This window comes from Mixta intestinalis, from assembly GCF_009914055.1.
In the GTDB taxonomy this organism is placed as follows: domain Bacteria; phylum Pseudomonadota; class Gammaproteobacteria; order Enterobacterales; family Enterobacteriaceae; genus Mixta; species Mixta intestinalis.
Map to the genome: position 1 here is coordinate 3533399 of NZ_CP028271.1, position 23981 is coordinate 3557379.

Consider the following 23981-nt stretch of genomic DNA (forward strand, 5'->3'; position numbering starts at 1 on the left):
TTAACAGGATCATATTAACTGATGGATCAGAAAAAAGATTTTTTTGTCCCGACGCCTGAACACAGCGTGAATGACGGGAAGGATGAGCATTATTACCAGCGTATGGGTTTAGCCATCATTCTTATTGGCGTTATCGGATTTTTCATCTGGGCTGCTTTTGCGCCGCTGGATAAAGGCGTAACGGCGTCAGGCACCGTGATTGTTTCAGGGAATCGTAAAACGGTTCAGGCACCGGTTAATGGCATCGTGGATAAAATCTGGATAAAAGAGGGAGACAACGTAAAAGCCGATACGCCCCTGATTGCATTAAGCCGCACCGCTGCGCTGGCGCGTTATGAACAGTCGCGGGATAAATATCTTTCCGCGCTGGCTACCGTTGCCAGGCTGGAAGCGGAACGGGATAAGCAGACCGCGCCGCGCTATCCCGCCGCGCTTCATCAGGAAGCATGGCGGTCACAGGGAGAAGCGATTATCACATTGCAAAACCAGCTGTTTACCGCACGTCAGCAGGCTTTGTTCAGCGAGGTAAATACCAACCAACATATGCTGTCGGGCCTGACGCAGCAGATAAAAAGCCTGCAACGCACCCTGGTACTGAAGCGCAAACTTAATACCAGCCTGCAACAGCAATTGCATGATATGCAAAGCCTGGTTGCGGAACACTTCCTGCCGCTTAATCGCTATCGTGAATTAGAACGTCAGCAGCACGATACACAGAGTCAGGCAGAAGAACTGATGGGGCAAATCGCCGTTAATCAGAAAAAAAGAGATGAGATTGAGCAGCGTATCGATCAAATACAGCGTGAATACGATAAAGAAGTTAATACCCAGCTTGAAAAAGCCGCGGCCAGCATTAATGAACATCAAAGTAATATGCAAGTCGCCGCAGAGGATCTTAAACATACCAATATTGTGTCACCCGTATCCGGCACGGTAATGGCACTTTCAATATTAACACCGGGCAGCGTTCTTTCCGCTGGCGAAACGCTGATGGAAATTGTACCGGATAATACGCCATTAATTGTTGATGCCCAGCTAACTGCCGATCTGATTGATAAAGTGACCTCTGGGCTACCGGTTAATATGATGTTTACCGCGCTCAATCAGAACCGAACACCGGTTATTCCGGGGCATATCACTCTGGTATCGCCTGACCGGCTTATCGATAAAAAAAGCGGCGAGCCCTATTACGCCGTACAGATTACCGTCAGCGATGAGGGTATGGCGCTGCTGCGACATGAAGATATTCGGCCCGGTATGCCGGTTGCGGTGTTAATCAAAACCGGATCTCGTTCGCTGCTGAGCTATCTCTTCAAGCCCGTGTGGGATCGTACCTCCACTGCCCTGACCGAGGAATAAACAATGTATCGAAACCTAATGATACTCCTGTTTTGCTGCGGTTTCTGTCTGTCAGCCCACGCGATTGGCATTGTGGAGATATATGCGCTCGCCCAGCAAAAGGATCCGCAGTTTCGCGCTTCAATTGAAGAGAAAAATGCTGGTGAAGAACATAAGGCGATGGGGCGTGCGGGCCTGCTGCCTTCTCTTAATCTTTCTTACCAGAACGGCTTAAGAAACTGGCAAACCGCTGAAGTGCCACAGCGTAAAAGTTTGCTGAATCCTAAGATGGAAAAGGTAACAACGCATCGCCACTATCAGTCGCAAAGCGGCTCATTGATGCTGACGCAGCCTCTCTTTGATTATGAAGCGTGGGCTGGTTATCAGCTGGGTGTCGCGCAGGCGCTCATGGCAAACGATCAATGGCGCGCCAGCTTTATGGAACTGGCGGTACGGGTGGTTAACAGCTACCTGGATCTCATTGCCGCGCAGGAAAAAGTGGTGTTGGCCGAACGGCAGCAGGCTACGCTACAACAGCAGCTTGAGCAGAACCGCCGCTGGCTGCATGCCGGTGAAGGCACGGTTACCGAGATTGCTGAAACAGAATCACGTCTTGCGCTAACTGCGGCGGAGCTGTTTACGGCACAGGATGAACAGGATAAGGCGCACAGAGCGCTGGAAAATCTAATCGGGCAACCGATAACTAACCTCGCTCAGCTCGATAAGCTGATATCTGGCCCTTTCCAGCCGATCCCGTTATTACCTGCCCATTTTAAGCAATGGCAGCAGATGGCTCTGAAGGAAAATGCGGAACTGGCGGCGGCAAGACAGCAAATGCAGATTAGCTTTTATCATCGCGAACAGCAGCGCGGCGGCTTTTTCCCGCGCGTTCAGCTCTATGTTTCACACAGCATCAGTCACTCTTCCAGCGATACCACCATCGATCAGCGCTATGACAGTAGCAGCGTCGGTATCCAACTTAATTACGCGCTCTATACCGGCGGCTACAGCCGTGCCGCCGTCAGACAGGCCAATGCACGCTACAACCAAAGTAAGTTTGATTTAGAAAAAAGCATCAACGATACCGTAAACAATCTGCATAGCTATTTTGTCCAGTGCCACCATGCCAGCCAGCGCCTGGGAGCCTACCAGCAGGCTGTCAGGGCAGCAGAAGTTCAGGTCACGGCTACCCAAAAAGGTATTAAGGCTGGTCAACGTACCAATATGGACTTACTCAACGCGGAATATCAGCTCTACAGCACGCGTCTGAATTTACTTAATGAGCAATATCAGCATATGCGCGCCTGGTTAATGCTGAATTATTACTCCGGTCAGCTTACGCCTGAAAAATTAAAAGTTATCGCCGCTTATTTTTCACAATGATTACGCTGTAAATGTAATACCCGTAGTAAAAAAATACCTCACACCTTCTCTAATAAAAGGAATTTTTATGGGAATATTTAATCATAGTAATTTTAATAAAGACGATATTGATGACCTGATGGCGTTAACGACTTTCAACTGGGAATCCTATTCCAGTGCAATATGGGAGAAGAGCTTTCAGGAATACTCAGGCGAATTGGGTTGGAAAGTAATAACCGCAGAAGATATTAATTACAGCGGTAAGACCGGTGGCTATAATCAGTTTTACGGTGAAAATCTATTGCTTGCTACCTCAGAAGTTAGTGTACTTGGCAAATATGATAATGATGGAAAGCTAACTAGTATCGGCCTCAGCTACTGGGGTACCGGCACCGCGCATGATGCAGAAGACTGGACGAGCAATTTCCTGATGGATATGTTGACCAATGTCGGAGTCGCATTAAGTTATCAAGGCAGCGCTGACGGCTATATTTTCGCTGCCTTTAACGATTTACTGACAAAAGTAAGTGAGTTTGCTCAGGCAAATGGTCTGTCGGGAAAAGATATCATTGTTACCGGCCTAAGCATGGGCGGAATGAGCGTTAATAGCATGGCAAGCGCATCTAGTATGGGACACTGGAAAGGCTTTTATGAAGATTCAGTGTATGTCTCCCTTTCTTCGCCGACACAAAACCGTTTGGATGATAAAGTATTGAATATCGGTCTGGAAAACGATCCGATTTTCCGCGTGTTAGATGGTGATAGCATCTCTCCTGATAGCTTTAACGTTCATGATAAACCCCAAGAAAGCTGCACGAATAATATCGTCGCCTTTAATGACCACTATATAAAAAATGATATTTTATCGCTATTAAACCTAGTTGCCTGGCAGGGAGGCCACAATCCTAAATGGTATATGAATGCCATTAATGCTATTAGCAAATCAATTTATTACGATATTACCGACAAAAACTCTACCGTTATTACTGCACAACTTTCTGATAAACTGCGGGAGACAACCTGGGTAGAGGATTTAAACTATAAAGCACTGCCGCACGAAGGCCCTACCTTTATTCTTGGCTCGGATAAAGCCGACCTGATCGCCGGTGGCAAAGGTATGGATTATCTGGAAGGCTTTGCCGGTGACGACGTCTTCCGCGATGCGGGCGGCTTTAACGTTATCGATGGCGGCGCGGGCTATGACCTGTTTGATTTGCAGGGTGAAATCAGCAAAACCTCCATTGCCAAAATTTCCAACGGCATCCTCGCCATCAAGGGGGCCGACGGCGGTATTACTTTGCTGCATGACGTCGAGGCGATCAAAGAAACCTACTGGTTCCTCTGGGACAACTATCTCACCTATGAAGTGACCAACGAGGGGCTGACCCTGGACGGCAAGCTTTCCCTCACTTACGCCAACTCGGTACACGCCAGCACCGAACAAAGCGGCGAAATCTTCGCGCCGGAAAACGGTGGCTTCTACGTTGACCAGACCAGCTGGCTGGTAGGCTCTGCTCAGGACACCGTTATGCACGGCTCCCGCAGTAGCGACGTGTTTGTCTGCCAGAGCGGCGATGACGTCATTTATACCAACGGCGGCGACGACACCATTCTGCTGACCGGCAACGATATCGGCAATAAAACCGTTTACGGCTTCGGCCAGGACGACAAGCTGGCGTTTATGGCTAACACACAGACCACCGCCAACGGCAGCTATCTGGATTACCTGTCGGAGTGTGAGAACGGCGTACAGTTCACCTGCGATGCGGGCAGCATCACGCTGGTGGGCGTCACGCTCGATCAGCTGCATGAAAGTCAGTTTGTACTGGCTTAAGCGCACCATCTGACTGAAGAGGAAAGACTAAACGGGTGATTTCAGTCACCCGTTTTTTACTGACTGTATTACAGCAGCTGTGCCAGCCGGTTAATATCAGACTGTATCGCTCCCGCCGTCACGTCGCGCCCGGCACCCGGCCCGCGAATGACCAGTGGATTATCGCGATACCAGCGGCTCTCAATTGCAAACACATTATCGCAGGGCAGCAGCGCCGCCAGCGGGTGTTCAGGACGTACCGCCTCAATACCAACGCGCGCCTTGCCGTTAGCATCAAAGCGCGCGACATAGCGCAGCACCAGCCCCATCTCCTGCGCCGCCTCCAGGCGTTGCAGCATCTGCTCATTCAGCGCATCGCTGTTTTCAAAGAAATGATCGACGGAACCGCTTTCGCAACCCGCGGGCACCAGCGACTCAACGCGTACCTGATCGGGTTCGATATCGTAACCCGCCTCACGTGCCAGAATCACCAGCTTGCGCATAACATCCTGCCCGGAAAGATCGACACGCGGATCGGGTTCGGTCAGCCCCTGCTGCCAGGCCTGATCCACCAGCTCACTAAAAGGCACCGTGCCATCAAATTGCAGGAACAGCCAGGAGAGCGTGCCGGAAAAAATACCGCTGATAGAAAGAATGCTGTCGCCACTTTCACGCAGGTCGCGCACCGTATGGTTGACCGGCAGACCTGCGCCAACCGTTGCATTATATAGCCAGTGGCGTCCGGTTTTGGCAAAAGCATCGCGCACCTGACGCCAGCGATGGCTGCCTGATGCACCAGCGACTTTGTTTGCGCTCACCACATGGAAGCCGTAGCTGGCAAAATCGAGATATTGCTCAGCCAGCGACTCACTGGCGGTTACGTCCAGCACCACTAAATCATCATAAGGATGCGCACGCATCCACAGGAAAAGCGACTCCTCATCCTGCGCAACCGCTTCATCCTCAAAAAAGGCCATGGCACGACTGGCATCCAGCCCGTCATAGCTCAACAGACTACGGCGGCTATCCACCACCCCCGCCAGCACAAATTCAAAGCCGGTACGGGCGGAAAGGCTTTTCTGTTCGCGGGCAAACAGTTCCAGCCAGCGCGAACCGATATTGCCTTTGCCAAACAGCATCAGGCCGATGCGTTTCTCGGCGCGGAACAGCGACTGATGCAGCCCCTGAACCAGATGCTGCGTCGGGCCGACGCGCAGCACCGCTACCAGGCTGATGCCCTCTTCCGACTGCCAGATAAACTCTACCGGCTGATCGTTGATCTGCTGCCAGAAGCGATGGCTGTGTAGCGGATTACGGCTTACGCCAGCACCCACCAGCGCCACCAGCGCCAACCCTTCACGTAGCTGAAGACGGCCTGGTAAGCCCGCCTCCAGCAGTAGTTCAAACGCGCTATTAACAACTTCAGAGGTATAGCAGAGCTGCAACAGGCTGCGATCGCTGTGCACGCCGGTTGCCAGCGGACGAATCTGTGCACGCTTCAGCAGATGATCCACTTCTTTATGCAGGGCCGCAAAATCGTGCTGCGGCGACACCGCGATCTCAATCAGACAAACGTCATCATGGCTGGTAACAATACGGGCACCGGTGCCAGAGGCCAGCACACGTTCAATGCGCGTCGATCCCTGCTCCGGCTGATAGCTACAGCGCAACTGCAAATCGATATCGCTGTTGGAAACCGGCTGTAAGGTGCGGGCATGCAGCACCGGTGCTGCCAGGCGCGCCAGCTCGCTGGCTTCATCCAGACGCAGCAGCGGCAGCAGGCAGGCATCCTTAACCTTACGCGGATCGGCGCTGTAAACGCCTGCCACATCACTCCAGATAGTTACGCGACTAACGCCCGCCAGCGCACCAATTTGGGTAGCGGAATAGTCAGAACCGTTACGCCCCAGCAATACCGTCTCTCCAGCATCGTTACGGCAAATAAAGCCGGTAACCACCAGGCGCTGGTGTGCGTGTTGCGCCATCAGCTGTTGTAGCAGAGGCCAGGACTTTCCCTCATCAACCTGCGGTTGTGCCGCACGCTCAGCACGCAGAAAATCGCGGGCGTCGAGCCAGCAGGCCTCCAGATCGCGCTGTTGCAACACCGCCGCCATCAGGCGCGCTGACCAAACCTCGCCGTGCCCGACAACTTCGGCATAGACTGCGTCGGTTATCTTGCCGTCCAACAGCCCGGCCAGATATTCCAGATCCTGGATAAAGCGCGCCAGCAGCGGCTGGGCAATTTCCGCAGGTAGCAAGCCCTTAATTAAATCGGACTGATAACGACGCAGGCTTTGCTGTACCTGATGCGCCGACAGCCGATCGCTCTGGCTCAGCTTCAGCCAGCCGATCAGCTGGTTAGTGGTACTGCCAGCGGCAGAAACCACCATCAGATCGCCCGGCTGACTGTAATCGGCCATAATGCCTGCAACACGCTGGTAGCAGCTGACATCAGCAAGGCTACTGCCGCCAAATTTATGCAGCTGTCTGCTGTTCGGCGCGCCCGCTGTGGCTGAAATACTCATCTCTTAATCCTCGACTGCCGCCCGGAATGCCTGCTCCAGGTCGGCGATTAAATCTTCGTGATCTTCTATCCCAACAGATACGCGCAACAGGGTATCGGAAATACCGGCTTCCGCTCGCGCTTCCGCTGACATCCCGGCGTGGGTCATGGTCGCGGTATGGGAAATTAAACTTTCTACTCCCCCCAGCGATTCCGCCAGGGTAAATAATTCCAGCGCCTTCAGGAAGCGGCGCAGGCGCGCTTCATCACCATCCAGCTCAAAACTTAGCATCGCGCCGAAACCGCGCTGTTGGCGCACGGCATGCTGATGACCTGGGTTTTCCGGCAGGGAAGGATGATACAGCTTTTTCACCAGCGGCTGCTGCTTCAGATAATCAATAATTGCCAACGCGTTACGCTGCGCCGCCGCCATGCGCGGGCCTAACGTGCGCATGCCACGCAACAACAGATAGCTGTCAAAAGCAGAACCGGTCACGCCGATATTATTCGCCCACCATGCCAGCTCCGTCGCGACTTCAGCTTCTTTGGCGATTACCGCTCCCGCCACTACGTCAGAGTGGCCATTAAGATATTTGGTACAGGAGTGCAGCACCAGATCGGCACCCAGTGCCAGCGGATTCTGTAACGCCGGGCTCAGAAAAGTGTTGTCCACCACGCTTACCGCGCCGACGGCACGTGCAGCGGTACAGATGGCGGCGATATCCACCACGCGCAATAAGGGATTACTGGGGCTTTCTACCAGCACCAGCTTCGGTTTTTCTGCCAACGCAGCCTGTAATGCTTCGGCATTCCCCTGATCAACAAATTTCACACGATACGCGCCGCGTTTACTCTGGCTATCAAACAGACGATAGCTACCACCATAGCAGTCATGCGGTGCCACCAGCAGATCGCCAGGCTTCAGAAACAGCGTGCAAACCAGATGAATCGCCGACATGCCGGTATTGGTCATCACCGCGCCAGCGCCGCCTTCCAGCTCGGCTAACGCCCGCTGCACTACGTCGCGCGTTGGATTACCACGGCGCGAATAGTCATGGGCACGTGGCTGATTGAAATCAGTAAAGTTATAGGTGCTGGAGAGATGGATTGGCGGGACAACGCAGCCATACTGTTCGTCATCATTCAAACCGCTACGTACTGCAATAGTTGCCTGTTTGCGCGTCATGGTGCTTACTGTTCCTGAAAGGGCCTGAAAAGAAGGTTCACAGGATAACATTTCGCTTCTGGACGTCAATACATCTGGACATCTAAATGTCTTTGCGTATAGATTGAGCAAAGGCGCAATAACCGCTAAAATTGCAGGTCATTGCCCCGCTGTAAAACGTCTTATCTAAACCGGCAGAGTTGCTGTTAAATGCTGACTTTAATTAGTGAGACGTGGAAAGATCGGGCATAATTGGCTGATTTCCAGCACTTTCACTTTTAATAATTAAGGTAACTCATGGCTGAATGGAATGGCGAATATATCAGCCCTTATGCTGAGCATGGTAAGAAGAGCGAGCAGGTTAAAAAAATTACCGTGTCTATTCCGCTGAAGGTATTAAAAATTCTGACAGACGAACGCACGCGCCGTCAGGTCAATAACCTGCGTCACGCCACCAACAGCGAACTGCTGTGCGAAGCATTTTTGCATGCTTTTACCGGCCAGCCGCTGCCGGACGACGTTGATCTGCGTAAGGAACGCAGCGATGAAATCCCGGAAGAGGCGAAGAAAATCATGCGTGAACTGGGGAAAGATCCCGATACCTGGGAATATTAATTCCGTCTGTTTCGCCCATAAAAAAACCCAGCCGAGGCTGGGTTTTTTCTTGCATCCGCTCCGCTGAAACCAGGGTAGCGTCTGCCGGGAAACTTATTTGCTGCCCGGGATGCTGAAGCGTTTGTTGAAGCGCTCAACACGACCACCGGTATCAACAACACGCTGTTTACCAGTGTAGAACGGGTGGCATTTACCGCACACGTCCAGGTTCAGATCGTGACCAACGGTAGAACGGGTTTTGATCACATTACCGCAAGAACAAGTTGCAGTAATTTCAACATAGTTAGGATGAATACCTTGTTTCATGGGATAACCTCAGTAAAGGCCGTGTCGCTCTCCCGCGCCAGGAAAAACCTGCGCCGGCACCACACGTGGATTAAAAATTCTGGTGATTTTTGATACGCTGTTTTGCATCAAAGGCGGCAAACTATACAGAAAATAACCGCCCTGTGCAATCGAATCCGCACATTTATGGCGACACAGTGTACACTACGCCGTCCAACTCTTTTTACGGATAACGTCATGCCCGTTGCTCAGGTTGCGCTGCCCGTTCCGCTGGCGCGCCGGTTTGATTACCTGCTTCCTGCTCACCTGCACCCTGTGCCAGGCGGTCGCGTACGCGTGCCCTTTGGCAATCGCAAAATGGTTGGTATCGTAGTGGGGTTTAGCGAGCAGAGCGAGCTCCCTGAAGCGCAGCTAAAAAGCGTGCTGGACGTTATCGACAACGAATCACTGTTTCCACCTTCTCTCTGGCGCATTCTGCACTGGGCCGCAGATTATTATCACTACCCCCTGGGTGAAGTGCTGTTTCATGCGCTGCCGGTGCTGCTGCGTCAGGGTAAACCGGCACAGGATACCCCGCTCTGGCAATGGTTTATTACCGAGCTGGGGCGCGAAACCGCCCCGGAAAGCCTGAAGCGTGCGCCCAAACAGCAGCAGGCGCTTGCCGCACTACGCCAACAGCCGCTTTACCGCCACGAAATCGCGCAGCATGCGCTGGCTGACCAGGCGTTACAGGCACTGCGGGCAAAGGGACTGTGCGATCTGCGCGAGTATCTGCCAGCCAGAGAAGACTGGCGCACGTGCTTCGGCATTAAAGGCGAACGGCTGCGCCTGAATACGGAGCAGGCGATGGCCGTTGGCGCTATTCGCAGCGAGGATGAACAGTTCGCGCCCTGGCTGCTGGCAGGCATCACCGGCTCCGGGAAAACCGAAGTCTATCTCAGCGTGCTGGAAAACGTGCTGAGCCGTGGCCGTCAGGCGCTGGTGCTGGTGCCGGAAATCGGCCTGACGCCGCAAACCATCTCACGCTTCCGGGCGCGCTTTAACGCGCCGATCGATGTACTGCACTCCGGCCTGAACGACAGCGAACGCATGGCTGTCTGGCTGCGCGCGCGCCAGGGAGAAAACGCCATCGTAATCGGCACCCGCTCGGCGCTGTTTACTCCCTTCGCCCGTCCCGGCGTGATTATTATTGATGAAGAACACGACAGCTCCTACAAACAGCAGGAGGGCTGGCGCTATCACGCTCGCGATCTGGCGGTGTTCCGCGCGCGTGAAGAACATATTCCGATTGTGATGGGATCGGCGACGCCCGCGCTGGAAACATTGCATAACGTACAGAGCGGCAAGTATCGTCAGCTAAACCTGAGCAAACGTGCCGGTAATGCCCGGCAGGCAACGCAGCAATTAATTGATTTAAAAGGCGTCCAGCTTCAGGGCGGGCTTTCTCCGGCGTTGGTACAGCGTATGCGCCAACATTTGCAGGCGGATAATCAGGTTTTGCTGTTCCTTAACCGCCGCGGCTTTTCGCCTGCGCTGCTGTGCCACGACTGCGGCTGGATCGCGGAATGCCCACGCTGCGATCACTACTACACGCTACATCAGCAACAGCGCCAGCTACGCTGCCATCACTGCGACAGCCAGCGTCCGGTACCGCGTCAGTGCCCCCAGTGCGGCTCCACGCATCTGGTGCCGGTAGGATTGGGCACCGAGCAGCTGGAGCATAATCTACAGAGCCTGTTTCCCGGCATACCGCTGTCGCGTATCGATCGCGATACCACCAGCCGCAAGGGTGCACTGGAGCAGCATCTGGCAGATGTGTTTCGCGGCGGCGCGCGCATCCTTATCGGTACACAGATGCTGGCAAAAGGACACCACTTTCCCGACGTCACGCTGGTATCACTACTGGATGTGGATGGCGCGCTTTTCTCCGCCGACTTTCGGGCAGCAGAGCGCTTTGCCCAACTCTATATCCAGGTTGCCGGACGCGCCGGACGCGCCGGTAAGCAGGGCGAAGTGCTGCTGCAAACTCATCATCCTGAGCATCCGCTACTGCAAATCCTGCTACATCAGGGTTATGACGCCTTTGCCAGCCAGACGCTGAATGAGCGTAAAAGCGTTCAGCTGCCGCCGTTTACCAGCCATGCCCTGTTCCGCGCTGAAGATCATGATAATCAGCAGGCCGCCGCCTTTTTACATCAGTTACGTAATTTGCTGGAAGCGAGCCCGCTGCGCGACGAGGGACTATGGATTATGGGGCCGGTACCGGCCTTGCAGGCAAAACGCAGTGGGCGCTATCGCTGGCAGCTTCTGTTGCAACATCCAGCCCGTCTGCGCCTGCAACAGCTGTTAAAAACCTCGCTGCCGTTGATTCCTACCCTGCCGCTGGCGCGTAAAGTAAAATGGACGCTGGATATCGATCCGACGGAAAGCTAGGCGTATCCTGCGCAAAGGTTTGCGAGCTGGATCGAAAAACCTCGAATAAGTCACAATTTTCATGCAATTTGAGTAACGGCCCCCCTGACAATCTGTTAAAAATGTGATGATCGTCAGCTTTAGCCGCAACAAGCGCAGCCTGACAAAACATAGTGGACAGAAGGTCAGATCGGCACAGCCGATGCGAGGAGAAAAGCGTTGGAGCAGAACCAGGCGTCGACGGCAGCGACGATGAAAGATGTGGCTGAACGGGCGGGTGTCTCAACCGCCACCGTATCCCGCGCGCTGATGAATCCTGAAAAAGTTTCGGCGGTAACCCGTCAGAAAGTTGAGCAGGCGGTTATTGAGGTAGGCTACTCTCCCCATGCGCTGGCGCGTAACGGCAAACGCAGTGAATCGCGCACGATTCTGGTTATTGTGCCCGATATCTGCGATCCCTTTTTCAGCGAAATTATACGTGGCGTAGAGGTCACTGCCGCAGCGGAAGGCTATCTGGTGCTGATCGGTGACTGCGCACATCAAAACCAGCAGGAAAAATCCTTTCTCAGCCTGATGCTGACGCGCCAGATCGACGGCATGGTGCTGTTAGGCTCGCAGGTGCCTTTTGATACCGGCGTAGAGGAGCAGCGCAACCTGCCGCCAATGGTGATGGCAAACGAGTTTGCACCGGATCTGGAACTGCCAACGGTACATATCGATAACCTGACGGCGGCCTTCGAAGCGGTAAACCATTTATGGCAGCTTGGTCATCGCCGCATCGCCTGTATCGCCGGGCCGGAAGAGATGCCGCTCAGTCACTATCGCCTGCAAGGGTATATTCAGGCGCTGCGTCGTCACGGGCAGGAAGTTGAACCGCGCTATATTGTGCGCGGCGATTTTACCTTCGAGGCGGGAGCCGCCGCGTTCAAACGTCTGATGGCACAGCCGCAGCCACCGGAGGCGCTGTTTTGCCACAACGATATTATGGCGTTAGGTGCGATGTCCCAGGCAAAAAGTATGGGCCTGCGCATTCCTCGCGACATCTCCCTGGTTGGTTTTGACGATATTGAGCTGTCTCGCTATAGCGATCCTCCGCTGACGACCGTTGCTCAGCCGCGCTTTGCGCTGGGGCGTGAAGCCATGCTGCTGTTGCTGGAGCAGTTACAGGGTAAGATCGTACGCAACGGCTCCCGGCTACTGGAGTTTGAGCTGAAACTACGCGGAAGCACGATACACGCCAGCTAAACGGCACCAGGCTGCCGTTCAGGTAGTTTCAGCAAATTCTTAAACGACTCACCGCTGGTCAAACTTCCGGCCCTTGAGTAACATGGCGGGCTGACAGCTGGATAGCTGCGGCGCGCCCGTTTCAGCGCCCGCTCGTCCGGCAGGCATTTTCTTCTTTGAATTAGCGGAACGATTAGTGGCACAAAAAGATTATGTAGGCCGCGGGCGTTCGACAGGGACGCGTCGCAAGAAAGGCAACAGCCGCAGCAGCAAAAAGCGCAACGGCAGCTCCGGTATTTCTAAAATGATGATAGGGCTGGCGGTTGCCGTGCTGGTAACGTTCGTTGGCGGGCTATGGTTTATCGCCCACCATAAAAAAGAAGAAACGCCGGTTATTCCCGATCATAAAGCGACCGGTAACGGGCTGCCGCCCAAACCTGAGGAGCGCTGGCGCTATATTAAAGAGCTGGAAAACCGCCAGGTTACCGTGCCGACACCGAAAGAGCCTTCCTCAGGCGGCGAAGTTCAGTCACAAACACAGCTGACTGACGAACAGCGTCAGCTCCTGGAGCAGATGCAGGCTGATATGCGCCAGGCACCCACTCAGCTGAATGAAGTGCCGTGGAACGAACAGACGCCGGTACAGCGCCAGCAAACGCTCCAGCGTCAGCAGCAGCAGTTGCAGCAACAACGGACACAACAGCAGCAGCAACAGGCGCAACAACAGCGCGTCCAGCAGCCAGGCTATCAGCCTGCACCGCCGCGGACATCACATCCGCCGGTTACCACACCGAAACCGCAGGAAAACAACCGGGCCAAACAGCAGGAAGCCGCCAAAGCCAAAGCGGAGAAAGAGAAGTCGCAGCGCTGGATGGTGCAATGTGGCTCCTTTAAAGGCAGCGAGCAGGCAGAGTCAGTGCGCGCCCAGCTGGCGTTTGAAGGTTTTGAAAGCCGCATTACTACCGGCGGCGGTTGGAATCGCGTGGTAATTGGTCCTTATAACAGTCGCGCCAGCGCTGACAGCACCCTGAAGCGCCTGCGTAGCGCAGGACACTCCAGCTGTATTCCTCTTGCCCTTGGGGGTTGAAACCCTCCAAACCTGCCCCATATCTTGTTGCATTATGCTCCGCGCCACGCAGCGCGGAGCCTTTTTTCCACTGTAACAAGGGGTCTGCCCGTGACAACGATAGTAAGTGTACGACGCAACGGCCAGGTAGTGATTGGCGGTGATGGCCAGGCTACTCTCGGCAATACCGTAATGAAAGGCAACGTCAAGAAAGTGCGCCGTCTCTACAATGACAAGGTGATTGCGGGTTTTGCCGGCGGCACAGCAGATGCTTTCACTCTGTTTGAACTTTTCGAGCGCAAGCTGGAGATGCATCAGGGCCATCTGGTGAAGGCGGCGGTGGAACTGGCTAAAGACTGGCGAACCGACCGCATGCTGCGCAAGCTTGAAGCGCTGCTGGCGGTAGCGGATGAAAACGCCTCCCTGATTATTACCGGTAATGGCGATGTGATTCAGCCTGAAAACGATCTGATCGCTATCGGTTCCGGCGGCCCCTATGCACAGGCCGCTGCCCGCGCGCTGCTGGAGAATACCGAGCTTAGCGCCCGCGATATTGCTGAAAAAGCCCTGGGTATTGCAGGTGACATCTGCATCTATACCAACCACAATCTGACTATTGAAGAATTAGCCTCCAAAGCGTAAGGATCGAAATTATGTCTGAAATGACTCCGCGCGAGATTGTCAGCGAACTGAACAGATTTATCATCGGCCAGGATGGCGCCAAGCGTGCTGTGGCGATCGCCCTGCGCAACCGCTGGCGTCGTATGCAGCTGGATGAAGATCTGCGCCATGAGGTTACGCCGAAAAATATCCTGATGATTGGTCCTACCGGCGTGGGTAAAACTGAAATTGCCCGCCGTCTGGCCAAGCTGGCGAACGCGCCTTTTATTAAAGTTGAAGCAACCAAATTCACCGAAGTCGGCTATGTCGGTAAGGAAGTGGATTCCATCATCCGCGATCTGACCGATGCCGCCATGAAAATGGTGCGTATGCAGGCGATTGAAAAAAATCGCTACCGCGCTGAAGAGATGGCTGAAGAGCGTATTCTTGATGCGCTGATTCCCCCGGCAAAAAATAACTGGGGACAGCCGGAGCAGAGCGCTGAACCCTCCGCAGCACGCCAGTCATTCCGTAAAAAGCTGCGTGAAGGCCAGCTGGACGACAAAGAAATCGAGATTAACCTGGCTGCCGCGCCGATGGGCGTAGAAATCATGGCTCCTCCGGGCATGGAGGAAATGACCAGCCAGTTACAGTCCATGTTCCAGAATCTGGGTGGACAGAAGCAGAAGCCGCGCAAGCTGAAAATCAAAGAGGCGATGAAGCTGCTGATCGAAGAAGAAGCGGCAAAACTGGTTAACCCGGAAGAGCTGAAGCAGGATGCAATTGACGCGGTTGAACAGCACGGCATCGTGTTTATTGATGAGATCGATAAAATCTGTAAACGCGGCGAAACGTCCGGTCCTGACGTATCGCGCGAAGGCGTACAGCGCGATCTGCTGCCGCTGGTAGAAGGCTGTACTGTATCTACCAAGCACGGAATGGTGAAAACCGACCACATCCTGTTTATCGCCTCTGGCGCTTTCCAGGTTGCCAGCCCGTCCGATTTGATCCCGGAACTACAGGGCCGCCTGCCGATCCGTGTTGAGCTGCAGGCGCTGACGGTAAATGATTTCGAACGCATCCTGACCGAGCCGAACGCTTCAATTACCGTTCAGTACAAAGCGTTAATGGGGACTGAAGGCGTGAACATCAACTTTACCGATGACGGTATCCGCCGTATCGCTGAGGCCGCCTGGCAGGTCAATGAAACCACAGAAAATATCGGTGCGCGCCGTTTGCACACGGTTCTGGAGCGTCTGATGGAAGATATTTCCTATGATGCCAGCGACCGTAACGGTGAAAGCATTACTATCGACGCCGATTATGTTTCTCAGCATCTGGATCAGCTGGTCGCTGACGAGGATCTGAGCCGCTTTATTCTGTAACCGGCATCAATACCCCATTAAAAGGAGGCTACGGCCTCCTTTTTTGTTGCATTCTTGCCCTTTAGCTCCGGCAACTTGACGAAGATTAAAGCGCCGCATCGCCCGCCGCCTTAAAATCAGCCTACTCCTTTTTAATTACACCCGCTGCAGGCAGGCTTATGGAACAGATTCAACGGATAACCTCCTTTCAATTCCGAGGCTGGCTGGAAAGCCTGCGCCTGCGTACGCTACCGCTGGCGTTTGCTTCTATCCTGACCGGTTCCGCACTGGCCTGGTGGCAACATCATTTCAGTTTGATCATCGCCCTGCTCTGCTTTCTGACCAGCGGCCTGCTACAGGTGCTTTCCAACCTGGCTAACGATTATGGCGATGCGCTAAAAGGCAGCGACAGCAGCGAACGGCTTGGCCCGCTGCGCGGCATCCAGAAAGGCGCTATCACGCTACCACAGCTACGCAGAGGAATGGTGCTGGTAGCGGGCCTGGCATTGCTCTGCGGCATTATGTTAATTAGCCGCGCCTGCCACACGCTGGGCGACGTGTTGAGCTTCCTTGTGCTGGGCGCGCTGGCCGTTGTCGCGGCGATTGCCTATACCGTAGGTAAAAAGCCCTATGGCTATCTTGGGTTGGGTGACCTGTCGGTGCTGATCTTTTTTGGCTGGCTGGGCGTCGGTGGCAGCTTCTATCTGCAAAGCCATAACCTGCCGCTGCTGGTGCTGCTACCGGCAACCGCCTGCGGCCTGCTGGCAGCAGCGGTGCTGAACATTAACAATCTGCGCGATATAGAAACCGATCGTCAATGTGGAAAAATGACGCTGGCGGTACGGCTTGGCGCAGATAATGCACGGCGCTATCATGCACTGTTGCTGGGCAGTGCGCTGCTGTGCTTTGCCGTTTTTGCCTGGGCCGGACAACAGGGTTGGGGACGCTGGCTGTTTTTACTGGTCATTCCGCTGCTATGGCAACAGGGCCACTATATTCTGCATCACAAGACGCCTCAGGCGATGCGCCCGATGCTGGAGAAAACGGTGAAGGCGGCGCTTTTGACCAATATTCTCTTTTCGGTAGGCATACTGCTTAGCTGATCGCCGGATTGCTGATATAACGCAATTTTTGCGCGGTTGATGATTTTGCCAACAACTCAGATAAAGCGATATACTTACCGCTCCTGTGGCAAACAGACGAAAATCCTATGAAATATGATACTTCCGAACTCTGCGACATCTATCACGAAGACGTTAACGTGGTGGAACCACTCTTCTCCAACTTTGGGGGTCGCACCTCGTTTGGCGGCCAAATTACGACCGTAAAATGTTTCGAGGACAACGGCCTGTTATACGATCTACTGGAAGAAAACGGCCGGGGTCGTGTGCTGCTGGTAGACGGCGGTGGCTCGGTGCGACGGGCGCTGGTTGATGCGGCGCTGGCACAGCTGGCGGTGCAAAATGAATGGGAAGGCATTGTAGTCTACGGCTCTGTGCGCCAGGTAGACGATCTGGAAGAGCTGGATATCGGCATCCAGGCCATTGCCGCCATTCCAGCTGGCGCGGCAGGTGAAGGCATCGGCGAAAGCGATATACGCGTAAACTTCGGTGGTGTCACCTTCTTTTCCGGCGATCACCTCTACGCAGATAACACCGGCATCATCCTGTCAGAAGACCCGCTGGATATCGAATAATCTTAACGCCGCGTCAACGCTTAGACGCGGCGGATTGCGCAACGAAAAACGGGTGCCTGAGAGCACCCGTTTTTTCATGGTTGATGAAAGCAGCATCCCCGAAGGATTACACTTCTTCCATCTTACCTAACAAAGCCCGCAGGCGTTCCTGCCACTGAACCTGCTCTTCTTTCAGCTGCTGGTTTTCACGCACCAGCGCTTCGCTGTTTCCTGAAACCTGCTGCACTTCATTCTTCAGCGTATTGTTCTGCTCTTTCAGCTCTTCAATTTCCATCTGCAGCAGGGTGATAGTATCAATCGCCTGCTGGACTTTCGCTTCCAGTTTCTCGAAAACTTCAAATGACATTCTATGACTTCTCCTAATCGCAAGGCGTTGATGATGCCAGCCGCAGACGACGAGACATCACAAAACTCCGTTGAAAATACTGATATACCGATTGTAAGTAGGCGCACAGCCCAAGTCCAGCGGCGAACCGTTGTGAAGCGCAGTATGTAACAATTTTCAGCTTATGCCGAGCGCTTAAACGGTATCTGAACGCGAATCTCAGATTATCTGCTTTTTGTTAAATAAAATGAGCGCCACGCAGCGCGCGCGACCGCCAAAATGGTGTTTACAGAACGGTAAAAGACGCGAAAACGCGCATTTTTTTGATGGAGCACACAGATTTTAATTTCGCTATTTCTCGTTTATGCGCGTTAACGATAAATTCACAACAACCCCACATTTGTTTGGGTGGTTCAACGGAATGAAAACAACGATTGATAAAACTTAACCTCGCCTTCAGGAATTTCATTATGAGTCAGACAGCAACGAGCACACTTAAGGGTCAGTGCATTGCCGAATTCCTCGGAACCGGCATGATTATCTTCTTCGGGGCTGGCTGTGTTGCCGCGATGAAGCTGGCCGGCGCCGCTTTTGGTCAATGGGAAATCTGCATTATCTGGGGCCTGGCGGTTTCAATGGCCGCTTACATGACAGCGGGCGTATCCGGCGCGCATCTGAATCCAGCGGTGACCGTCGCCCTTTGCCTGTTCGCCAATTTTGAAGGACGCAAGGTCATCCCTTATATTATCGCCCAGGTTGCCGGTGCCTTTTGCGCTGCGGCGTTGGTTTACGGCCTCTATTACAACCTGTTCATTGATTATGAAAGCAGTCACCAGATGGTACGTGGCACGGCTGACAGCCTCGATTTGGCAGGGATCTTCTCAACCTATCCTAACCCGCATATTAGCGTAGGCCAGGCGTTTTTAGTGGAGTTGGTCATTACTGCCGTACTGATGTCGGTGATTATGGCGCTAACCGATGACGGCAATGGCGTACCGCGTGGCCCGCTGGCACCGCTGCTGATTGGTCTGCTGGTCGCCATTATCGGCGGCGCAATGGGCCCGCTGACCGGTTTTGCCCTCAACCCTGCGCGTGATTTTGGTCCGAAAATTTTCGCCTGGCTGGCAGGCTGGGGCAGCGTCGCCTTTACCGGCGCACGCGATATCCCCTATTTTCTGGTCCCGATTTTCGGCCCACTGGTGGGTGCCTGCCTGGGTGCATGGGGCTACCGCTCGCTGATCTGTCGTCATCTGCCATGTAATCTTAATATCACGCAGAAAACCGACGCCGATAAGCCTGTTACCCGTACTGAACAACGTAAAGCGTAACCCTGTACAATTTTTGCTCATCAGGAAATGATTATGTCTACAGATAAAAAATATATTGTTGCGCTCGATCAGGGTACAACCAGCTCCCGCGCCGTGGTACTCGATCATGACGCCAATATCGTTGCGGTTTCCCAGCGCGAATTTACCCAGATCTACCCAAAAGCGGGCTGGGTTGAGCACGATCCGTTAGATATCTGGGCATCACAAAGTTCCACACTGGTAGAGGTGCTGGCGCATGCGGATATTCGCTCCGATCAGATCGCCGCTATCGGTATCACCAACCAACGCGAAACGGCAATCGTCTGGGATAAAGAATCCGGCAAGCCTATCTACAATGCTATTGTCTGGCAGGATCCGCGTACCGCAGATTACTGTGAAAAACTGAAAAAAGAAGGGCTGGAAGAATATATCCAGCACACCACCGGCCTGGTCATTAACCCCTACTTCTCCGGCACCAAGGTAAAATGGATTCTGGACCATGTGGAAGGCGCACGTGACCGCGCTAAACGCGGCGAACTGCTGTTCGGCACCGTGGATACCTGGCTTGTCTGGAAAATGACCCAGGGCCGGGTACATATCACCGATCACACTAACGCTTCCCGTACTATGATGTACAACATTCACAAGCTGGAATGGGATCAGCGGATGCTGGATATCCTTGATATCCCGCGTGAAATGCTGCCGGAAGTAAAATCGTCCTCTGAGATTTACGGTCAGACCAACATCGGCGGCAAAGGCGGCACCCGTATCCCAATCGCCGGTATCGCAGGCGATCAGCAGGCGGCTCTGTATGGCCAGCTCTGCGTACAGCCCGGCATGGCGAAAAACACCTACGGCACCGGTTGCTTTATGCTGATGAATACCGGCACCGAAGCGGTAACGTCTACCCACGGCCTGCTCACCACCATTGCCTGTGGGCCGCGCGGCGAAGTTAACTATGCGCTGGAAGGTGCGGTATTTATCGGCGGCGCGTCAATTCAGTGGCTGCGCGACGAAATGAAGCTGATTAGCGATTCCGCTGACTCCGAATATTTCGCGATGAAAGTCAAAGATTCAAACGGGGTTTATATGGTGCCCGCCTTTACCGGCCTCGGCGCACCTTACTGGGATCCCTATGCGCGCGGCGCGCTGTTCGGTCTGACACGCGGCGCAAACGCAAATCATATTATCCGTGCCACGCTGGAATCCATCGCTTATCAAACCCGCGACGTGCTGGAGGCGATGCAAAACGATGCAAATACCCGCCTGCAATCGCTGCGCGTGGATGGCGGTGCGGTCGCCAACAACTTCCTGATGCAGTTCCAGTCCGATATTCTTGGCACGCGCGTAGAGCGTCCGGAAGTCCGTGAGGTGACCGCATTAGGCGCGGCTTATCTGGCCGGGTTGGCGGTGGGCTTCTGGCAGGATCTGGATGAGGTACGTGCTAAATCGATTATCGAGCGCGAGTTCCGCCCCAGCATTGAAACCACCGAACGTAACTACCGCTACGCCGGTTGGAAAAAAGCCGTGGCCCGTGCTCAGGCGTGGGAAGATCACGAGTCATAATCCTTCAGGCCCGCACCCCAGCCGGTGCGGGCTTTTCTCCCCCGGCTTCCCCGCTGTGATACACTTTTGCCTCATTCGTTTTTGCAGAGGCTGGTGATGAAACGAGAACTCGCCATTGAATTTTCCCGCGTGACCGAAGCGGCAGCGCTGGCTGGCTATAAGTGGCTGGGCCGCGGTGACAAGAATCTGGCTGACGGCGCAGCGGTTAATGCCATGCGCATCATGCTGAATAAAGTGGATATCGACGGACAGATCGTTATCGGAGAAGGTGAAATTGATGAAGCACCGATGCTCTATATCGGTGAGAAAGTCGGTACCGGCAACGGCGATGCGGTAGATATCGCTGTCGATCCCATCGAGGGTACACGCATGACCGCTATGGGCCAGGCAAATGCACTGGCGGTACTGGCGGTGGGCGACAGAGGCACGTTTCTGCACGCGCCCGATATGTACATGGAGAAGCTGATTGTCGGCCCCGGTGCCAAAGGCCATATCGATCTCGACCTGCCGCTGGAAACTAACCTGAAAAACATCGCTGCGGCATTAGGCAAAACGCTTAACGAGCTGACGGTGACTATTCTGGCAAAACCGCGTCACGATGCGGTAATCAAGCAGATGCAGCAGCTGGGCGTGCGTATTTTCGCTATTCCCGATGGCGACGTTGCCGCCTCTATCCTCACCTGTATGCCCGATAGCGAAGTAGACGTGCTCTACGGCATCGGCGGCGCGCCGGAAGGCGTGGTTTCTGCGGCGGTCATCCGCGCGCTGGATGGCGATATGCAGGGACGCCTGCTGCCTCGTCATGAGGTGAAAGGCGAAAGCGAAGAAAATCGCCGCCTCGGCGAGCAGGAACTGGCACGCTGTCAGCAAATGGGCATCAACGCTAATCAGCGGCTGACGCTGGAGATGATGGCGCGCAATGACAATGTTATTTTCGCCGCCACCGGCATTACCAGCGGCGACCTGCTGAAGGGCATTACGCGTCAGGGGAATATGGCGACCAGTGAAACCCTGCTGATTCGTGGCAAATCGCGCACTATTCGCCGTATCCAGTCAATTCATTATCTGGATCGCAAGGATACGGCGTTGCAGCAGTGGCTACTGTAGCAATTAAACGGTCTGCGGCTCCGGGTTTTTAGAGAGCGGCCACCAGCATATCAGCATCAACAGGGTGGTCGCACACATCAGCATGCCGAGACTAAACTGGCTGTCCTGCGGCAGCAGCGCCGACAGCCAGGCTGCCAGACCAGAGCCAAGGTTTTGTAGCCCGCCAATCAGTGCCCCGGCGGTGCCCGCCAGCCAGGCGTAGGGTTCCATCGCGCCGGAGGTCGCCAGCGGAAACATCATGCCAGCGCCAAAGAAAAACAGTGAGGCCGGCACCAGCAGCGTCCAGGTGTTCATAATGCCAAACCATCCCGGCAGCCACATCAGCACTGACGCCAGAAGACAGCTGTTCACCGCATACCACATCAGCGTATGAAAACTTTTATCGTCACGCCCGGCAAACCAGGCACCAAAAAAGGCCGCCGGAATCGGCAGGATAAACAGAATGCTGATGGTCATCGCATCCAGCCCCAGCGCCCCGCCCATCAGTACGCCGCAGCTCGACTCATACAGCGCAATCCCCGCCAGCGCACCGATCAGTATCAGCAAATAGCGAACAAAGATGCGATCGCGCAGCAGCGGACGGTAGCGGGAAAACAGCGGGCGCGCTTCGCTTTGCTGTGGACGGGTTTCTGGCAGCCAGTACGCCATCGCGCCGGTAACCAGCAGACAGAGCAGTAGCATGAACACAAAGCAGGCGTGCCAGCCAAACATCTGCGTTAACAGCGCGCCAATCATCGGCGCTACCAGCGGGCTAAACAGAATGCCCATATTCAGCAGGCTGTTCGCCCGGCGCAGCGCGCTCCCTGAATAGAGATCGCGTGGCATAGTACGCGCCATAACGCCCCCGACGCCGGTGCCCAGCCCCTGCACCGCACTGGCCACCACCAGCCAGTTAATCGACGGGGATAACAGCGCCCCAAGCGCGCCGACCATAAAGACGCACATCCCCATTAAAATCACCGGGCGACGCCCGATGCTGTCCGACAGCGGCCCATAAAACAGTTGCGATCCGCCATAAGTCATCAGATAAGCAGCCATAACGCGCTGCATCACGCCATCACGCACGTTAAAGGATTCCGCGATAATAGACATCGCCGGGACATAGATGGTTTGCGCCATTTGCCCTACCGCGACCAACACAATCAGCATCAGTAACAGATGTCCGTTTTCTACTTTTTTCATGGCTACTCAGACGAAATTTCAGAATGAAAACCCACCGTTTAGCAAATATGCAGCTAATCAGAAGGTCAAACAGGATTGATGGCGGCAAAAATATCAGGTTGCGTCAGGAAAGGAACAGCGAGGGCGAAAAGATATTTTGCTCTTGTGGCAGCAGAAATTGCCCTTATTTGTAAAACTAACTATACGGGCGCACAAAGTGTCGCCTGTTTTTGTCGCTCAGAGCTTTCCTGTCCCGCCCGGGCTGGAAAAAGAGGCGCGGAGTGGCGAAGATAGGCGCAAAGCTAACAGGACGGAGAAAGGTCAATGGCTGAATGGGTTAATGGCAAAGTGGTTGACGTCACAAACTGGACGGAAAATCTGTTCAGTATCAAAGTGAATGCGCCCGTTGCCCCTTTTACTGCCGGTCAGTTCGCTAAGCTGGCGCTGGAAATTGATGGTGAACGCGTCCAGCGCGCTTACTCCTATGTCAGCGCGCCTGATAATCCCGATTTAGAATTTTATCTAGTCAACGTGCCGGAAGGTAAGCTCAGCCCCAGACTGCATGCGCTTCAGCCGGGCGATCAAATCATGGTAACGAAAGAGGCCGCCGGATTTTTCGTACTGAACGAGGTGCCGGAATGCGAGACGCTGTGGATGCTGGCGACCGGTACGGCGATTGGCCCTTATCTCTCCATTTTACAGCAGGGTGAAGGCCTGACACGTTTCCGCCATATTGTGCTGGTTCATGCGGCTCGCTACGCCGCTGATTTAAGCTATCTGCCGATGATGCAGCAACTGGTGGAACGTTATCAGGGCCAGCTCCGCATTCAGACGGTGGTCAGCCGTGAAGAAGCGCCGGGTTCGCTAACCGGACGCGTCCCGGCGCTGATTGAAAACGGCAGCCTGGAACGCGCCGTTGGCCTGCCGATGGACGCACAGAGCAGCCATATTATGCTGTGCGGCAACCCGCAGATGGTGCGCGATACCCAGCAACTGCTGAAAGATACGCGGGGGATGCAAAAACATCTGCGTCGTAAGCCAGGTCATATCACCAGTGAGCACTACTGGTAAC

20 protein-coding genes are annotated in these 23981 nt (G+C 54.3%); 15 read left to right on the forward strand and 5 right to left on the reverse strand.

What is annotated here, in order from left to right:
- The first annotated feature begins 21 nt into the window (after positions 1 to 21).
- From C7M51_RS16330 to C7M51_RS16340, 3 genes are all read left to right on the forward strand, one after another.
- Positions 22 to 1359: an HlyD family type I secretion periplasmic adaptor subunit gene (locus tag C7M51_RS16330; RefSeq protein WP_160622684.1), complete on the forward strand. Its 1338-nt coding sequence runs from the start codon at positions 22 to 24 to the stop codon at positions 1357 to 1359.
- A gap of 3 nt (positions 1360 to 1362) precedes the next feature.
- Complete coding sequence (locus tag C7M51_RS16335; RefSeq protein WP_160622685.1) at positions 1363 to 2721, forward strand: TolC family outer membrane protein; 1359 nt, start codon at positions 1363 to 1365, stop codon at positions 2719 to 2721.
- Positions 2722 to 2788: 67 nt separating this feature from the next.
- Positions 2789 to 4534 carry a hypothetical protein gene (locus C7M51_RS16340; RefSeq protein ID WP_160622686.1) on the forward strand — a complete coding sequence of 582 codons (1746 nt, stop codon included), beginning with the start codon at positions 2789 to 2791 and terminating at the stop codon, positions 4532 to 4534.
- A gap of 68 nt (positions 4535 to 4602) precedes the next feature.
- Here the strand turns inward: C7M51_RS16340 and C7M51_RS16345 are convergent, their stop codons facing one another.
- Together C7M51_RS16345 and metB are read right to left on the reverse strand one after the other, a co-directional pair.
- Positions 4603 to 7038, reverse strand: a complete 2436-nt coding sequence (locus tag C7M51_RS16345; protein ID WP_160622687.1) for a bifunctional aspartate kinase/homoserine dehydrogenase II — start codon at positions 7036 to 7038, stop codon at positions 4603 to 4605.
- A gap of 3 nt (positions 7039 to 7041) precedes the next feature.
- Complete coding sequence (gene metB / locus C7M51_RS16350; RefSeq protein WP_160622688.1) at positions 7042 to 8202, reverse strand: cystathionine gamma-synthase; 1161 nt, start codon at positions 8200 to 8202, stop codon at positions 7042 to 7044.
- A 276-nt stretch (positions 8203 to 8478) separates the two neighbouring features.
- On the opposite strand from metB, the gene metJ reads away from it, so the two are divergent.
- Positions 8479 to 8796 (forward strand): met regulon transcriptional regulator MetJ, encoded by a 318-nt coding sequence (metJ, locus tag C7M51_RS16355; RefSeq protein ID WP_038629044.1) that lies wholly within the window; start codon positions 8479 to 8481, stop codon positions 8794 to 8796.
- Positions 8797 to 8889: 93 nt separating this feature from the next.
- On the opposite strand, the gene rpmE is transcribed toward metJ, so the two are convergent.
- Entirely contained in the window at positions 8890 to 9102 is a 213-nt protein-coding gene (gene rpmE / locus C7M51_RS16360; RefSeq protein WP_104958924.1) for a 50S ribosomal protein L31, read from the reverse strand.
- A 216-nt stretch (positions 9103 to 9318) separates the two neighbouring features.
- Here rpmE and priA point away from each other — a divergent pair, with 216 nt between their 5' ends.
- The 7 genes from priA to rraA all read left to right on the forward strand — a co-directional run bounded on the left by priA (position 9319) and on the right by rraA (position 17443).
- Positions 9319 to 11514: a primosomal protein N' gene (priA, locus tag C7M51_RS16365; RefSeq protein ID WP_160622689.1), complete on the forward strand. Its 2196-nt coding sequence runs from the start codon at positions 9319 to 9321 to the stop codon at positions 11512 to 11514.
- A 198-nt stretch (positions 11515 to 11712) separates the two neighbouring features.
- Positions 11713 to 12738: a DNA-binding transcriptional regulator CytR gene (cytR, locus tag C7M51_RS16370; RefSeq protein ID WP_160622690.1), complete on the forward strand. Its 1026-nt coding sequence runs from the start codon at positions 11713 to 11715 to the stop codon at positions 12736 to 12738.
- Positions 12739 to 12913: 175 nt separating this feature from the next.
- Complete coding sequence (gene ftsN / locus C7M51_RS16375; protein WP_160622691.1) at positions 12914 to 13804, forward strand: cell division protein FtsN; 891 nt, start codon at positions 12914 to 12916, stop codon at positions 13802 to 13804.
- Between the two features lie 90 nt (positions 13805 to 13894).
- The gene (gene hslV / locus C7M51_RS16380) at positions 13895 to 14425 is read left to right on the forward strand and encodes an ATP-dependent protease subunit HslV (RefSeq protein WP_160251174.1); all 531 of its coding nucleotides are present in this window, start codon (positions 13895 to 13897) and stop codon (positions 14423 to 14425) included.
- 11 nt (positions 14426 to 14436) lie between these two features.
- Positions 14437 to 15768 carry an HslU--HslV peptidase ATPase subunit gene (gene hslU / locus C7M51_RS16385; protein WP_160622692.1) on the forward strand — a complete coding sequence of 444 codons (1332 nt, stop codon included), beginning with the start codon at positions 14437 to 14439 and terminating at the stop codon, positions 15766 to 15768.
- Between the two features lie 158 nt (positions 15769 to 15926).
- Positions 15927 to 16850, forward strand: a complete 924-nt coding sequence (locus C7M51_RS16390; protein ID WP_160622693.1) for a 1,4-dihydroxy-2-naphthoate polyprenyltransferase — start codon at positions 15927 to 15929, stop codon at positions 16848 to 16850.
- Between the two features lie 107 nt (positions 16851 to 16957).
- On the forward strand, positions 16958 to 17443 hold the full coding sequence (gene rraA / locus C7M51_RS16395) for a ribonuclease E activity regulator RraA (RefSeq protein ID WP_160622694.1): 486 nt from the start codon (positions 16958 to 16960) through the stop codon (positions 17441 to 17443).
- Between the two features lie 106 nt (positions 17444 to 17549).
- On the opposite strand, the gene zapB is transcribed toward rraA, so the two are convergent.
- Positions 17550 to 17789, reverse strand: a complete 240-nt coding sequence (gene zapB / locus C7M51_RS16400; RefSeq protein ID WP_160622695.1) for a cell division protein ZapB — start codon at positions 17787 to 17789, stop codon at positions 17550 to 17552.
- 449 nt (positions 17790 to 18238) lie between these two features.
- Here zapB and C7M51_RS16405 point away from each other — a divergent pair, with 449 nt between their 5' ends.
- The 3 genes from C7M51_RS16405 to glpX all read left to right on the forward strand — a co-directional run bounded on the left by C7M51_RS16405 (position 18239) and on the right by glpX (position 21748).
- The gene (locus C7M51_RS16405) at positions 18239 to 19096 is read left to right on the forward strand and encodes an MIP/aquaporin family protein (RefSeq protein WP_160622696.1); all 858 of its coding nucleotides are present in this window, start codon (positions 18239 to 18241) and stop codon (positions 19094 to 19096) included.
- Between the two features lie 30 nt (positions 19097 to 19126).
- Positions 19127 to 20641, forward strand: coding sequence for a glycerol kinase GlpK (glpK, locus tag C7M51_RS16410; protein WP_160623680.1), 1515 nt, complete (start codon positions 19127 to 19129; stop codon positions 20639 to 20641).
- Positions 20642 to 20737: 96 nt separating this feature from the next.
- Entirely contained in the window at positions 20738 to 21748 is a 1011-nt protein-coding gene (gene glpX / locus C7M51_RS16415) for a class II fructose-bisphosphatase (RefSeq protein WP_160622697.1), read from the forward strand.
- Positions 21749 to 21751: 3 nt separating this feature from the next.
- On the opposite strand, the gene emrD is transcribed toward glpX, so the two are convergent.
- A complete protein-coding gene (gene emrD, locus C7M51_RS16420; RefSeq protein WP_160622698.1) occupies positions 21752 to 22930 on the reverse strand; it encodes a multidrug efflux MFS transporter EmrD in 1179 nt (392 codons plus the stop codon).
- A 303-nt stretch (positions 22931 to 23233) separates the two neighbouring features.
- Between emrD and fpr the strand changes: the two genes are divergently transcribed.
- Positions 23234 to 23980 carry a ferredoxin--NADP(+) reductase gene (fpr, locus tag C7M51_RS16425; protein ID WP_160622699.1) on the forward strand — a complete coding sequence of 249 codons (747 nt, stop codon included), beginning with the start codon at positions 23234 to 23236 and terminating at the stop codon, positions 23978 to 23980.
- Position 23981: the final 1 nt, after the last annotated feature.

Bases quoted from the DNA above. Each gene is read 5' to 3' on its own strand.
- C7M51_RS16330 (WP_160622684.1), top strand. From the start codon at position 22: ATGGATCAGAAAAAAGATTTTTTTGTCCCGACGCCTGAACACAGCGTG.
- C7M51_RS16335 (WP_160622685.1), top strand. From the start codon at position 1,363: ATGTATCGAAACCTAATGATACTCCTGTTTTGCTGCGGTTTCTGTCTG.
- C7M51_RS16340 (WP_160622686.1), top strand. From the start codon at position 2,789: ATGGGAATATTTAATCATAGTAATTTTAATAAAGACGATATTGATGAC.
- C7M51_RS16345 (WP_160622687.1), bottom strand. From the start codon at position 7,038: ATGAGTATTTCAGCCACAGCGGGCGCGCCGAACAGCAGACAGCTGCAT.
- metB (WP_160622688.1), bottom strand. From the start codon at position 8,202: ATGACGCGCAAACAGGCAACTATTGCAGTACGTAGCGGTTTGAATGAT.
- metJ (WP_038629044.1), top strand. From the start codon at position 8,479: ATGGCTGAATGGAATGGCGAATATATCAGCCCTTATGCTGAGCATGGT.
- rpmE (WP_104958924.1), bottom strand. From the start codon at position 9,102: ATGAAACAAGGTATTCATCCTAACTATGTTGAAATTACTGCAACTTGT.
- priA (WP_160622689.1), top strand. From the start codon at position 9,319: ATGCCCGTTGCTCAGGTTGCGCTGCCCGTTCCGCTGGCGCGCCGGTTT.
- hslU (WP_160622692.1), top strand. From the start codon at position 14,437: ATGTCTGAAATGACTCCGCGCGAGATTGTCAGCGAACTGAACAGATTT.
- C7M51_RS16390 (WP_160622693.1), top strand. From the start codon at position 15,927: ATGGAACAGATTCAACGGATAACCTCCTTTCAATTCCGAGGCTGGCTG.
- rraA (WP_160622694.1), top strand. From the start codon at position 16,958: ATGAAATATGATACTTCCGAACTCTGCGACATCTATCACGAAGACGTT.
- zapB (WP_160622695.1), bottom strand. From the start codon at position 17,789: ATGTCATTTGAAGTTTTCGAGAAACTGGAAGCGAAAGTCCAGCAGGCG.
- C7M51_RS16405 (WP_160622696.1), top strand. From the start codon at position 18,239: ATGAGTCAGACAGCAACGAGCACACTTAAGGGTCAGTGCATTGCCGAA.
- glpX (WP_160622697.1), top strand. From the start codon at position 20,738: ATGAAACGAGAACTCGCCATTGAATTTTCCCGCGTGACCGAAGCGGCA.
- emrD (WP_160622698.1), bottom strand. From the start codon at position 22,930: ATGAAAAAAGTAGAAAACGGACATCTGTTACTGATGCTGATTGTGTTG.
- fpr (WP_160622699.1), top strand. From the start codon at position 23,234: ATGGCTGAATGGGTTAATGGCAAAGTGGTTGACGTCACAAACTGGACG.